Source organism: Rhodococcus sp. 06-156-4 (assembly GCF_002259345.1).
GTDB lineage: Bacteria > Actinomycetota > Actinomycetes > Mycobacteriales > Mycobacteriaceae > Rhodococcoides > Rhodococcoides fascians_E.
Window position 1 is genome coordinate 116,785 of the sequence record NZ_NPGB01000011.1, and the last position, 13,236, is coordinate 130,020.

11 protein-coding genes and 1 pseudogene are annotated in these 13,236 nt (G+C 65.3%); 8 read left to right on the forward strand and 4 right to left on the reverse strand.

Annotation, left to right across the window (positions count from 1 at the left end; genetic code table 11):
• The first annotated feature begins 132 nt into the window (after positions 1-132).
• Complete coding sequence (locus CH290_RS06410) at positions 133-648, forward strand: WKL family lipoprotein (protein WP_019665908.1); 516 nt, start codon at positions 133-135, stop codon at positions 646-648.
• A gap of 86 nt (positions 649-734) precedes the next feature.
• Here the strand turns inward: CH290_RS06410 and CH290_RS06415 are convergent, their stop codons facing one another.
• Together CH290_RS06415 and CH290_RS06420 are read right to left on the reverse strand one after the other, a co-directional pair.
• Positions 735-1,517, reverse strand: a complete 783-nt coding sequence (locus CH290_RS06415; RefSeq protein WP_230620891.1) for a hypothetical protein — start codon at positions 1,515-1,517, stop codon at positions 735-737.
• Positions 1,514-2,398: a hypothetical protein gene (locus tag CH290_RS06420; protein WP_033188571.1), complete on the reverse strand. Its 885-nt coding sequence runs from the start codon at positions 2,396-2,398 to the stop codon at positions 1,514-1,516. The genes CH290_RS06415 and CH290_RS06420 overlap by 4 nt, the downstream gene beginning before the upstream one ends.
• A 322-nt stretch (positions 2,399-2,720) precedes the next feature.
• Here CH290_RS06420 and lspA point away from each other — a divergent pair, with 322 nt between their 5' ends.
• From lspA to dnaE, 4 genes are all read left to right on the forward strand, one after another.
• On the forward strand, positions 2,721-3,239 hold the full coding sequence (gene lspA / locus CH290_RS06425) for a signal peptidase II (protein WP_230594098.1): 519 nt from the start codon (positions 2,721-2,723) through the stop codon (positions 3,237-3,239).
• Positions 3,236-4,162: an RluA family pseudouridine synthase gene (locus CH290_RS06430; protein WP_020111985.1), complete on the forward strand. Its 927-nt coding sequence runs from the start codon at positions 3,236-3,238 to the stop codon at positions 4,160-4,162. The genes lspA and CH290_RS06430 overlap by 4 nt, the downstream gene beginning before the upstream one ends.
• A complete protein-coding gene (locus CH290_RS06435; RefSeq protein WP_033188572.1) occupies positions 4,159-4,845 on the forward strand; it encodes a hypothetical protein in 687 nt (228 codons plus the stop codon). The genes CH290_RS06430 and CH290_RS06435 overlap by 4 nt, the downstream gene beginning before the upstream one ends.
• A 203-nt stretch (positions 4,846-5,048) precedes the next feature.
• Entirely contained in the window at positions 5,049-8,585 is a 3,537-nt protein-coding gene (gene dnaE, locus CH290_RS06440) for a DNA polymerase III subunit alpha (protein ID WP_019665901.1), read from the forward strand.
• A 92-nt stretch (positions 8,586-8,677) separates the two neighbouring features.
• On the opposite strand, the gene CH290_RS06445 is transcribed toward dnaE, so the two are convergent.
• Complete coding sequence (locus tag CH290_RS06445) at positions 8,678-8,920, reverse strand: hypothetical protein (RefSeq protein ID WP_033188573.1); 243 nt, start codon at positions 8,918-8,920, stop codon at positions 8,678-8,680.
• A 139-nt stretch (positions 8,921-9,059) separates the two neighbouring features.
• Here CH290_RS06445 and CH290_RS06450 point away from each other — a divergent pair, with 139 nt between their 5' ends.
• The 3 genes and pseudogenes from CH290_RS06450 (at position 9,060) to ilvA (ending at position 12,690) form a co-directional block, all read left to right on the forward strand.
• Positions 9,060-9,494: a nitroreductase family deazaflavin-dependent oxidoreductase gene (locus CH290_RS06450; protein WP_019665899.1), complete on the forward strand. Its 435-nt coding sequence runs from the start codon at positions 9,060-9,062 to the stop codon at positions 9,492-9,494.
• A gap of 16 nt (positions 9,495-9,510) precedes the next feature.
• Positions 9,511-11,285, forward strand: a pseudogene (locus CH290_RS06455) (pyruvate dehydrogenase).
• A 43-nt stretch (positions 11,286-11,328) separates the two neighbouring features.
• Positions 11,329-12,690, forward strand: a complete 1,362-nt coding sequence (gene ilvA, locus CH290_RS06460) for a threonine ammonia-lyase IlvA (protein ID WP_033188574.1) — start codon at positions 11,329-11,331, stop codon at positions 12,688-12,690.
• Here the strand turns inward: ilvA and CH290_RS06465 are convergent.
• A complete protein-coding gene (locus CH290_RS06465; protein ID WP_019665896.1) occupies positions 12,678-13,214 on the reverse strand; it encodes a TetR/AcrR family transcriptional regulator in 537 nt (178 codons plus the stop codon). The two genes, ilvA and CH290_RS06465, sit on opposite strands and share 13 nt — an antisense overlap.
• Positions 13,215-13,236 lie beyond the last annotated feature (22 nt).

The window sequence follows — 13,236 nt, forward strand, 5'->3', positions numbered from 1 at the left end:
GCTCTCGGCTACCGGCGAGTAGCGACGCTTCTTTCCGCCCGAGGCCTCCAATGGCATAGTGGAACAGCCGAGACCGGCCTCTATGTCCGGTTCACGTGAACGACTGAGCAGTACAACCGAAGGGATAAGCACTTGAAGCTCCGTAACACCCGAAAGGCCGTAGTCGCCGGCGTGGCGATCGCTGCTGCGCTGACGATGACCGCATGTAGCTCGGACGACGGTGGCGACACGACGACCACGACGTCGGCAGCTTCCACGACGTCCTCGGCGTCGGCGGCACCGGAGGCATCGGGCGATTACCCACCTGTGCCCACGGCTGAAGAGCTCAACGCCGAACTCGCTCGCGGTCTCGACCCGGCTGTCCCGGTCGAGGAGAAGGCGGCCCTCATCCAGGGCGCCGAGGAAGATCCGGGCCTCATCGAGCAGGTCGCGGCCGCTGCTGTGCAGAACGGCGCCACCGTCGAGATCACCAGTGTCGACGACCTCGGCGACGGCACCCTGAACACGGGCGCGACCTTGACCATCAACGGTCAGGCGAACCCGGGCAACTTCATCTTCGTTGCCGAGGACGGCGCATGGAAGCTGTCCAAGGAGAACGCATGTGGTCTCGTCCAGCTGGCGCAGCTGACCTCGCCTGCGTGCGCGTAGTCACCTAGCTTTTCGCGGTACCTCGAAGCCGGTGCCGTACTCCTCGTTCGGAGTGCGGCACCGGCTTTCGTGTGCCTTCGTCTCGGTCAGGACCCGAGGTCACCACGTATACGCTCGGCTGCTGCATCGGCGAGTGCGGTGAACGATGCCGCGTCGACGCCTTCCTGACTGGTGACGGACAGCTGGAACACGGTGTGGTCGACTACTGCGATCACTACGTCGGACACCAGCGTGAACCCTTCGCTGGTGGTCGCGAGCCGAAACGACGTCGACGCGTCACCTACCGGGGACTGGTCCCGAGCCGACAGCGAGAAGTCGACGTCGATCCCGTCGGCGTCCGTGCCCGTGTACTCGGCGCAGCCGACGAGCGTGTCCTGCACGGTGCGGAACGCCTCTCCAGCGCCTCCGGCACCGTCCTCGCCGCCTGCGTAACTGGCGGCGTCTTCGTCGATGGACGAGAAATTCGGTCCCGAGTACCTGACGTCCGCCACCGCCGATGCGCCCGCCGACTGCGTCCCCACAGCCGCGAGAACGTCGGCGCACTCCTGCGGCTCGGTGCCGGACCGATCAGGCGAGTCGTACTCCGGAGCCGGGTCCAGCCCGAGATCACGCACCGGATCCGGAACCACCGCATACCCGTCGGGAAGGTCGCTGGGCGTCAGCATGCGGGATTGCAGATCTACGGAGTCGGTGACGACGGACCCGGAGAGAACGTCAGGGGCGTCGACGACCGTGACCGGAGCAGCCGGGGAAGTGTCGGTGTCGGCACCGGCGGCACCCGCGTCGTCCGTCCCACCGCAGGCGCCGAGGACCAGAAGAGCCCCCGCGCACACTGCGGCAGTACGTACCGATCCAGCTGCGGACCTCACTCCGACGCCCATTCCAGGGTGTCACTGATGTCCTGACGCAGAACCGTCGTGCCGTCGGTGTCGCTGTATTGCTGACTGCCACCGACGGTCACCTCTCCCCATACCGGAAGCGGTTTCGTCAGGTCGATGCGCAGAGTTCCGGTGCCGGACATCGTGTAGTTGTCGATCGCGAGTTGGCCGGCGTCGTCGGGCAGTTCCAGGGTCGTGGACTCCGGCGTCTGATCGATTCGCAGGTCGATCGTCAGCACGTCACCCTCCCGCGCGCGCAGGGTTGCGGTGGTCGTCTGATTGAGCGTCAGACCGCTGATGACTTGCTGTTGAGCCGTCCAGACCGCGCCGATTCCCAGATCTTCCTCGGGAAAGGAAATCGACCGGTACACCGCCTGGTTCAACGCTTGTTCTATTGCCGCACGTGCTGCGTCCTGTGCCGCGTCCGCAGGCGTGATGGACAGCGCGGTGACGGCCCCGCCGTCGGTCACGGTCAACCCGGCGCCGGAACCGTCGGCCGCGGCGAGCTGGTCCGTCAGACGCTGATCCGCCGACGTCGCGACCCCGATCGTGAGATCGACCTCGTCACCGCTGGCCCCCGACGCACGTGCCGTCAGCGGGACCGTCAGATTCGGCGTCGAGAAGTCCTGTACTGCCTGGTCGTCGATCTGCTGGGTGACGGTCGACCGCGTCGTCAGCCGTACCGACTGTTCGCCGGAGATGTTCCGCGTCACCGCGGTCCTGGGCTCGGCGCCGGGGTCGACGAGGGTGGTCGTCACCGGAGTCACCGGCAGCGACACACTCGACGTCGTGGCGGAGGTGTCCGTCTCCGACGATGCCTCGTCGTCGGACGACCCGCACCCCGCCAACAGTGTGGTGGCGGCGACGGCCACGGCGAGAACTCGGATACGTCGAATCGGGTTTCGGGAACGCGAGATCACGGGACCAGGCTACGGACACGCTCCGGCCACTTCACCGGACACCGTCGGCGAAGCCGTGCGCGTGCGGCCCGCCCGCGGACCCCTCGGTGTCGATCCGGGATTCGGCTGTGCCGGGGCGATGCGACATGATAGGGGGGTGAGTGACGACCGCCCGACCGATTCGACGAGCTCCGACCCGCACCGCGATCAGAAGGCCGAACCCGACGACACCGTGGTGTCCGGCACCGACGCAGACCCTGCCACCGGTGTGGCACCGAAGCCGCTGCGTACCAGGATGCTGGTCCTGATCGCCGTTGTCGTCCTCGCGTTCGACCTGATCACCAAGATCGCGGCCGTGCACTGGATCAAGCCGGGCAACCCGGTGGAGATCATCGGCGACGTCGTCACACTTCGGATGGTGCGTAATCCCGGCGCAGCGTTCTCGATGGCCACCGGCATGACCTGGCTTCTGACGATCGTCGCGGTATGCGTCGTCATCGGGGTGATCCGGATCGGCCGTACCCTTCGCTCTCCGTGGTGGGCTCTCGGCCTCGGACTCGTGCTCGGCGGGGCTCTCGGAAATCTCATCGACCGGTTCTTCCGATCGCCCGGACCGCTGCAGGGACACGTGGTCGATTTCGTGTCCATCGGATGGTGGCCGGTGTTCAACGTCGCGGACTCGTCGATCGTCTGTGGGGCGATACTCCTCGTCGCGCTGAGCCTGTTCGGATTCGAACCGAACGGTGAGCGGGCCACCACGTCGAAGAAGAATGCCGCAGCGAGCACCGACTCGGGAACGGCGGGACAGAAATGAGGGAATCGCGTTCCATGCCGATTCCCGACGGCTTGGACGGCATGCGGGTCGATGCGGGCGTCTCGCGGCTGCTCGGTCTGTCCAGGACGGTCGCGGCGACTCTCGCCGAGGAAGGGTCCGTCTCCGTCGACGGGTCGGCACTGGGGAAGTCGGATCGGTTGTCGGCGGGTGCGTACTTGGAGGTGCTGCTTCCCGAACCTGCTCGCGCGCTGACCATCGAAGCGGAGCCGGTCGAGGGCATGGAGATTCTCTATGCGGACGACGACATCGTCGCGGTCGACAAGCCGGTCGGGGTCGCGGCGCACGCGAGCGTCGGGTGGACGGGACCGACGGTGATCGGTGGGCTTGCTGCAGCGGGGTTCCGAATTTCCACGTCCGGTGCCCATGAGCGGCAGGGCATCGTGCATCGCCTCGACGTCGGGACGTCGGGCGTGATGGTCGTCGCCACGAGCGAGCGCGCGTACACGGTGTTGAAGCGGGCGTTCAAGCAGCGCACGATCGAGAAGCGTTATCACGCGCTCGTGCAGGGCCATCCGGATCCGAGCAGTGGCACCATCGACGCACCGATCGGTAGGCACGGCAGCAACGACTGGAAGTTCGCGGTGCGGGCCGACGGTAAAGCGAGCATCACGCACTACGACACCATCGAGGCGTTCCAGGCGGCCAGCCTGCTCGACGTGCACCTCGAAACCGGTCGGACTCATCAGATTCGCGTTCACTTCTCCGCATTGCGGCACCCGTGTTGCGGAGACCTCACCTACGGCGCCGACCCGAAGCTCGCCGACCGTCTCGGCCTGGAACGTCAATGGCTGCACGCCAAGACACTCGGATTCGCGCATCCGTCGGACGGTCGGTGGGTCGAGATCGAGAGCAAGTATCCAGCTGACCTCGAGCACGCACTCGAGGTGCTGCGCGCGGCATGACGCGGATGTCGGGTGCGGCAACGGCCGCGGCGACGGTCCTGGCCGCGGTGGTTCTGCTGTTCGCCCTCGGAACCGCGAATCCGGTGCCCCGGCCAGGGGTGAACACCGACACCCTCGGTCCGGACACCGGAGAAGCAGTGTCCGAGTACCTGGCGTGGGCGGAGGAGACGCTCGCGGAGGACTCCGCCGACCAGGACTCGGCGGGGAGCAATTCCGAGATGCAGTGGGCGTTGGTGTCGTTCGACGCCGAGGTTGCACCCGCGCGCGCGTACGACGCGGTGCAGGACGTACGGATCGCGCAGGTTCTGCTCCGAGTTCCCTTAGAGCGCGTCCAGACCCAGGTCATCTCCGTCGGAGTGCCGGGAACCGAGGCGTCGGTGCTGGGCTCGGCGGCCGTTGCGGGATCGAGACTTCATGGTTCGACCGGGCAGTGGGATCGCCAATCGCAGATCGATGCAGTGTCTTCCGCACGCTTGCTCGAGGGGTGCGAATGTGTCGTCGGACTGATCGTCCGCGGCTCTTCGGAGCAACTCGGAACCGTCGACGCCGGGGACGGGGTTCGGGCGGTCGAGGCCTTGCCCGCGGACGCTATCGCAGGCCGATTCGCCGTGCGCGCCCTACTTCCCGACTATGCGGACGTCGTCGGCCCGCTGCCGGACGACGGGCCCGTTCCTACTCCGTGACGTACGCCCGTTCGGCGGCGGTTACAGGCGCGGCGAGACCGTCGGCGCGCCGGGCCAGGGCCGACACGCGCGGGGGCCGGACACACCGAGAGCCAGGAATGCTCTGTCGGTTCGAGCGCTTAGAATCAGGTGCACTTCGCGCGCGGACATCTCGGCCCGTACGACCCGGCTCGATCTAGCTCGACCCAGTAGGAGACATCTTCGTGACTGACTCGTTCGTACATCTGCACAACCACACCGAGTATTCGATGCTCGACGGAGCGGCCAAGATTGCGCCGTTGTTCGCAGAGGCGAGTCGGTTGGAGATGACGGCGGTCGGTATGACCGACCACGGCAACATGTACGGCGCGAGTGAGTTCTACAACGAGGCGAAGAAGGCCGGCATCAAGCCGATCATCGGTATCGAGGCGTACATCGCGCCGGAGTCTCGGTTCAACAAGAAGCGTGTGCTGTGGGGTGACCGCAGCCAGAAGTCCGACGATGTGTCCGGTAGTGGCGCGTACACGCACATGACGATGGTCGCGGAGAACGCGACGGGTGTGCGCAACCTGTTCAAGCTGTCCTCTCTGGCGTCCATCGAAGGGCAGTTGGGCAAGTGGGCCCGGATGGACGAGGAGATCATCGCCGCGCATGCGGAGGGGATCATCGCGACGACGGGGTGCCCGTCGGGTGAGGTGCAGACGCGTCTGCGTCTCGGTCAGGACCGTGAGGCGCTCGAAGCGGCAGCGAAGTGGCGTGAGATCTGGGGTCCGGAGAACTTCTTCCTCGAGCTCATGGACCACGGTCTGTCGATCGAGCGTCGGGTCCGTGAGGGTTTGCTCGAGATCGGCAAGAAGCTGCAGATTCCGCCGCTCGCCACCAACGACTGCCATTACGTGACCAAGGACGCCGCGGAGAACCACGAGGCGTTGCTGTGCATCCAGACCGGTAAGACACTCAGCGATCCCACCCGTTTCAAGTTCGACGGCGACGGTTACTACCTCAAATCCGCCGCCGAGATGCGGGCCCTCTGGGACGATCAGGTGCCGGGTGCGTGCGACAGTACGTTGCTCATCGCCGAGCGCGTCCAGCCGTACGACGATGTGTGGGCCCACCGTGACAGGATGCCGATCTTCCCTGTGCCGGAAGGCGAGACGCAGGGTACGTGGTTGGCCAAAGAGGTCGACAAGGGTCTGGAATGGCGGTTCCCCGGCGGTGTGCCCCAGGAATACCGCGATCGTGCCAAGTACGAGATCAGCGTGATTCTGGAGATGGGCTTCCCGGCGTACTTCCTCGTCGTCGGTGACCTCATCGCACACGCCCGCGACGTGGGTATTCGCGTCGGTCCCGGCCGAGGCTCGGCCGCGGGTTCTCTCGTCGCGTACGCGATGGGTATCACCAACATCGATCCGCTGCCGCACGGTCTGCTGTTCGAGCGGTTCCTCAATCCCGAACGTGTGTCGATGCCGGATATCGATATCGACTTCGACGATCGTCGCCGCGGTGAGATGGTTCGGTACGCGACGGAGAAGTGGGGAAGCGACCGCGTCGCTCAGGTCATCACGTTCGGCACCATCAAGACCAAGGCCGCCATCAAGGACTCGGCTCGTGTTCAGTTCGGGCAGCCCGGATTCGCGATCGCCGATCAGATCACCAAGGCGTTGCCGCCGCCGATCATGGCCAAGGACATCTCGGTCGCTGGCATCACCGATCCGGCGCACGAGCGGTACAAGGAAGCGACCGAGGTTCGTGCGCTCATCGATTCCAATCCCGATGTCGCGACGATCTACAAGACCGCGCGTGGCCTGGAAGGGCTGATCCGTAACGCCGGCGTCCATGCCTGCGCGGTCATCATGTCCTCGGAGCCGCTGACCGACGCGATCCCGGTGTGGAAGCGCGCGCAGGACGGCGCGATCATCACCGGTTGGGACTATCCCTCGTGCGAGGCCATCGGCCTGCTCAAGATGGACTTCCTCGGCCTACGCAACCTCACCGTCATCGGTGACGCCATCGACAACATCAAGAGCAACCGCGGGATCGAACTCGACCTCGACACGCTGGGGCTCGATGACCCCGCGACGTACGAATTGCTTGCTCGCGGAGACACTCTCGGCGTGTTCCAGCTCGACGGCAGCGCGATGCGTGATCTTCTGCGACGAATGCAGCCCACCGGCTTCGAGGACATCGTCGCCGTTCTGGCCCTGTATCGGCCGGGACCGATGGGCATGAACGCCCACAACGACTACGCCGACCGCAAGAACGGTCGTCAAGAGGTCAAGCCCATCCACCCGGAGTTGGAAGAGCCTCTCGCGGAGATCCTGAAGGACACGTACGGCCTCATCGTGTACCAGGAGCAGATCATGCAGATCGCGCAGAAGGTCGCCGGGTATTCGCTCGGACAGGCCGACATTCTGCGTCGCGCCATGGGTAAGAAGAAACTGTCGGTGCTGGAAGAGGCGTACGCAGGATTCCGTGAGGGAATGCTGGCCAACGACTTCTCCGAGCCCGCGATCAAGGCCCTGTGGGACACCATTCTTCCGTTCGCCGGATATGCGTTCAACAAGTCGCACGCAGCCGGATACGGTCTGGTGTCCTACTGGACCGGCTATCTCAAGGCCAACTACCCCGGCGAATACATGGCCGGTCTGCTCACCAGCGTGTCCGACGACAAGGACAAGTCCGCCATCTACCTGGCGGACTGCCGCAAGCTCGGGATCACCGTCCTGCCCCCGGACGTCAACGAATCCGAACTCAACTTCGCGTCCGTGGGCAAGGACATTCGGTTCGGTCTCGGCGCGGTCCGCAACGTCGGCACCAACGTGGTGGCGTCGATCATCAGGGCACGCGAGGAGAAGAGCAAGTACACCGACTTCTCGGACTACCTGAACAAGATCGATGCGACGGCCTGCAGCAAGAAGGTCACCGAGTCGCTCATCAAGTCGGGTGCGTTCGATTCGCTGAATCATCCGCGCAAGGGCTTGATGCTCATTCACGCCGACGCCATCGATTCGGTCATGGGCACGAAGAAGGCCGAGGCAATCGGACAGTTCGATCTGTTCGGCGGAGAGGACGCCGACGAGTCGATTTCCGCGGTGTTCAATGTTCGTGTCCCCGAGGACGAGTGGGAATCGAAGCACCGATTGGCGCTCGAGCGCGAGATGCTCGGCCTGTACGTGTCCGGCCATCCGCTGCTCGGCGTCGAGCACATGCTCGCGGCCCAGTCGGACACCAACATTCCTGCCATTCTCGAAGGCGATGTCAAGGACGGTACGCAGGTCACCATCGGCGGCATCCTCGCGTCGGTGAACCGCCGGATCAACAAGAACGGTCTCACGTGGGCGTCGGCTCAACTCGAGGACCTCGTCGGCGGAATCGAGGTTCTGTTCTTCCCGCAGTCCTACTCGGTGTTCGGCGCCGACGTGACCGAGGATTCGGTGGTTCTCGTCAAGGGGCGCGTGTCGGTACGTGACGATCGAATCTCCCTGATCGCCAACGACCTTGCTGTGCCGGACCTCTCGGCGGTCGGTGTCGCGAAGCCTCTCGCCGTCAGCCTCCCGACCCGTCAGTGCACGGCCGACAAGGTCGGAGCACTGAAGCGGATTCTGAAGAGTCACCCGGGCACGTCCGACGTGCATCTCCGGCTGGTCAGTGGGGACAAGGTGACGGCGATGAAGCTGGACGACAGTCTGCGGGTCACGCCCACGTCGGCTTTGATGGGTGACTTGAAGGCGCTGCTCGGACCAGGCTGCTTGGCAGGCTGATGCACGCTCGGTGACCGAGAGTCACATTCGGTCACCGAGCGTGCGTGATCACCGGTTCACAGCAGGTGCGGCTAGCAAAGGATGCGTGAACGCTATCGGCGTACGGTCGCGCGGCGTTCGGCGAACAGCAGCGTCCACCACGTAACGACGGTGGCCGCAGCACTGGTCAGTACTGCCACCTGCAGCGACGTGGTGAATGCCAGAGCGCCGAGAAACACGAGGGCTCCGAGCACGAGCGCCTCGACCTTGTAGACCGGCCAGGCGGTCCCAGCGATGTCGACGGTACCGACATGAGTGCGCCGACGCGGGGTGGTGCTGGGAAGTGCGTAGGTCATGACGCTGACTCCTTCGGCAGTGCTGTTCTCCTACGTCAGGGTATACGCACAGAAGGATTCGGTCCACCGAACTTCTCTGTTCGATGTGCGTGTGCACGGTCGGTGGCGCGCCGGGCGGTACAGGTGTTGACTCGAGTGCATGCCATTGACAGGAGAGTACGAACCCAGCACATCCGATTGGGCACGCGAGCAGGCCGAACTGCTCGAAGGGTCCGGCGGTACCGAGGGCACCACGATGAACGGAATGCCAGTCATCTTGCTGACGACGCGCGGCAACAAGTCCGGCAAGCTGAGAAAGACGCCGCTTATGCGCGTCGAGCACAACGGGGAGTACGCGGCCGTCGCCTCGCTGGGCGGCGCGCCGAAGAACCCGGTCTGGTACTACAACGTGAAGGCCGAGCCGCTCGTGGAGTTGCAGGACGGAACCGATCGTGCCGACTACATCGCCCGTGAAGTGACGGGGGAGGAGAAGGCCGTGTGGTGGGAACGCGCCGTCCAGGCGTACCCCGATTACGCGGATTACCAGACGAAGACCGACCGCGAGATTCCCGTGTTCGTACTGTCGAGAGCATAGAAGGAGCCCGAAGAAATTGAGTACCGAGACTGTCGCCGATCAGATCGTCGGCCAACTGATCGAAGCCGGTGTCCAACGCATCTACGGAATTGTCGGCGACAGTCTCAACCCGATCGTCGACTCGGTACGACGCAGTGGCGGTTCGAAGGCCGGGGGCATCGACTGGATTCACGTTCGCCACGAGGAAGCCGCCGCCTTCGCCGCTGCCGCCGAGGCGCAGTTGACCGGCAAGCTCGCAGTCTGTGCCGGTTCGTGCGGGCCGGGCAACCTGCACCTCATCAACGGCTTGTACGACGCGAACCGATCGGGCGCGCCGGTGCTGGCCATCGCGTCGCACATTCCCAGCGTGCAGATCGGCTCCGGATTCTTCCAGGAGACGCATCCGGACCGGTTGTTCGTGGAGTGTTCGGTGTACGCGGAGTTGGTCAGTACGCCCGAACAGGCTCCGCGAGTGGTCCACTCGGCGCTGCAGCATGCCGTCGGCAGGTCGGGCGTCGCGGTGGTGACGTTGCCCGGGGACATCGCGGACGAACCTGCGGCGCGCTCGGCGCCCGCGTACGTCCGCACCGGCAGGCCAGCGCTGGTGCCTGCGGACGAGGATGTTCGAGCGCTGGCCGGCGCCATCGACGAAGCCGACACGGTCGCGATCTTCGCCGGAGCGGGTGTCCGGACGCGCGGCCCGAGTTGCTCGAACTCGCCGAGAAGGTGGGTGCTCCGATGGGGCACTCGTTGCGCGGTAAGGAGTTCGTTCAGTACGACAACCCCTTCGACATCGGGATGACCGGACTTCTGGGGTACGGGGCTGCTCACGACGGTATTCACGACGCGGATCTGCTGATCCTGATCGGCACCGACTTCCCGTACGACCAGTTCCTGCCGGACGAGGTACGCACCGCCCAGATCGACAGCGCCGCCGAGAACCTCGGACGCCGAACCAGCGTGGATCTGGCCGTGCACGGCGACGCGAAGAGCACGTTGGCCGCGTTGCTTCCGCTGGTGCAGCGCAAGGACGACCGTGGGTTCCTGGACCGTACGCTGGAGCGTCACCGCAAGCTGATGACGAAGGTCGTGGGCGCGTACACCAAGCCGGTGGGGCAACGCACTCCCATACACCCGGAATACGCGGCGTCCATCCTCGACGACCTCGCGGCGGCCGACGCGATCTTCACCGCCGACACCGGCATGTGCAACGTCTGGACCGCCCGCTACCTGAACCCGAACGGTCAGCGGCGCTTCATCTCTTCGGCGTTGCACGGATCGATGGCCAACGCTCTACCGCACGCGATCGGTGCGCAGGTGGCGTTCCCGACGCGCCAGGTCGTGTCGGTGTCGGGCGACGGCGGATTGTCGATGTTGCTGGGCGAACTGGTGACGGTGGCGATGTACAAGTTGCCGGTCAAGATCGTCGTGTTCGACAACTCGACGCTCGGCATGGTGAAGCTCGAGATGCTCGTCGACGGTATCCCGGACTTCGGCGTCGACGTGCCTGCGGTCGACTACGCAGCGGTCGCGGCAGCGCTGGGGATCTTCTCCAAGAGGATCGTCGAGCCGGGTGATCTGGAAGCAGGCCTTCGCGCTGCGCTCGAACACGACGGCCCCGCCCTGGTGGACATCGTCACCGACCCGAATGCGTTGTCTCTGCCCCCGACCATCACCGGCCAACAGGTCAAGGGGTTCGCTCTCGCGATGTCGAGGATGGTGATGAACGGAGGCGTCGGGGAAGCCGTGCAGATGGCGAAGTCGAATCTCCGGAACGTGCCGTTGCCGTCTCAGTTCTCGCCGCGAGGCTAGTCCCGATTGGTCGAGCACCCGCCGCTGGTGGCAGCATAGGTGGGTGTCCAACTCGCCTGACGTCTTCGCGCCCAGCACCGGTTCGTTCGCAGTGACTGCGGATGACATCGACATCGCTGCGCAGCGCATTGCGAAGGTCGTGGCCACGACGCCGTTGCAGTACTGCGAGCGGCTGTCCCGGGAGACCGGTGCCGTCGTCTACCTCAAGCGCGAGGATCAGCAGATCGTCCGGTCCTACAAGATCCGCGGTGCCTACAACCTGATGGCCCAGCTCACACCCGAGGAGCTCGCAGTCGGTGTCGTGACGGCGAGTGCAGGCAACCACGCGCAGGGTGTCGCGTTCGCGTGCCGGGCGATGCAGGTGCGCGGCCGAATCTACGTGCCCGCCAACACGCCCAAGCAGAAGCGGGACCGCATTCGAGTGCACGGCGGGGATTTCGTCGAGTTGATCGTCACCGGTGACACGTTCGACGCCGCCGCGGCAGCGGCCGCCGCGGATGTCGTGCGCACCGGAGCGACCATGGTTCCTCCCTTCGACGACGAGCGGACAGTGGCCGGGCAGGGCACGATCGCCGCGGAAATCGTCGAGCAACTGGGTTGTGCACCGGACACCGTCGTCATGCCGGTCGGCGGCGGGGGATGCATTGCTGGAATCTCGACCTATCTGCGTGAACGCGCACCGGGTACGGCGCTCGTCGGCGTCGAGCCGTCGGGTGCGGCGTCGATGACGGCGGCGTTGGTGGCCGGGGGTCCGGTGACGTTGTCCGACATCGACCCGTTCGTCGACGGCGCTGCCGTGCGCCGGATCGGTGACGTCCCGTTCGAAGCGCTGCGTTCGCTCGGCGCCGAGGTCGTGTCGCACGCGTCGTTGCCGCTTGTGGCGATGCCGACGTTCCCGTCGCGCGACGAGGGCGCAGGCCCATTTCTGATGACACAGATCGACGAGGGTGCAATCTGCACGGCGATGCTCGAGCTCTATCAGAACGAGGGCGTGATCGCCGAGCCGGCGGGGGCGCTCAGTGTGGCGGCGTTGACGCAGATCGCGGTGGAGCCGGGGAGCACCGTCGTCTGCCTGATATCGGGCGGCAACAACGACGTCTCGCGGTACGGCGAGATCCTCGAACGGTCACTCGTTCACCTCGGTCTGAAGCATTACTTCCTCGTCGACTTTCCTCAGGAGCCCGGTGCCTTGCGCCGTTTTCTCGACGAAGTCCTGGGGCCCGACGACGACATCACTCTGTTCGAGTACGTGAAGCGGAACAACAGGGAGACGGGCGCTGCGTTGGTCGGCATCGAGCTGGGCGTGGCCAGCGGCCTGAGTGCGCTTCTCGAACGGATGCGGGCCTCCGGGTTGACCGTGGAGCAGCTCGAGCCGGGTTCGCCCGCGTATCGCTACTTGACCTGATCCGACCCGAGCAGGCGCTCGACCACTTTCCGGTGGAGGTCGGCGTCGACGGGCGGAAGTTCGAGCAGGGCGCCGAGGTAGATTCCGTCGCCGACCAGGCGCACGATCTCGGCGTGCACCTCGTCGGGTATCTCGGTGCGCAGGCTCTCGTCCCACAGTCGCATCATGTCGATGACCGCCTGATGGATCTCGCCGGGGTTGCCGTCGACGCTGCGGAGGGCGGCGAGGGTCGATCTGTACAGCGCCACCTCGTGCTCGGCGATGCCCTCGGGCGGTTGCAGGTACCACCGCGCGACGGTGGTACCACCTCGCTCGGCCTCGGCACGTTGTAGATCGGCCTGCTCGCCGAGGCGTCGAACCATGGCCGCGATCATCGTGTCCTTGGTCTTGAAATGGTAGAGAAGGCCGCCTTTGGAGACGTCTGCCTTGGCTGCGACGCTTTCCAGGGTGACCTTCGTGACTCCTTGATCGAGGAGCATCTCTTCGAGGGCGTCGAGAATGCGATCGCGTGTGTCGGATGCCATGTGCGTCACCCTACCCAATTTC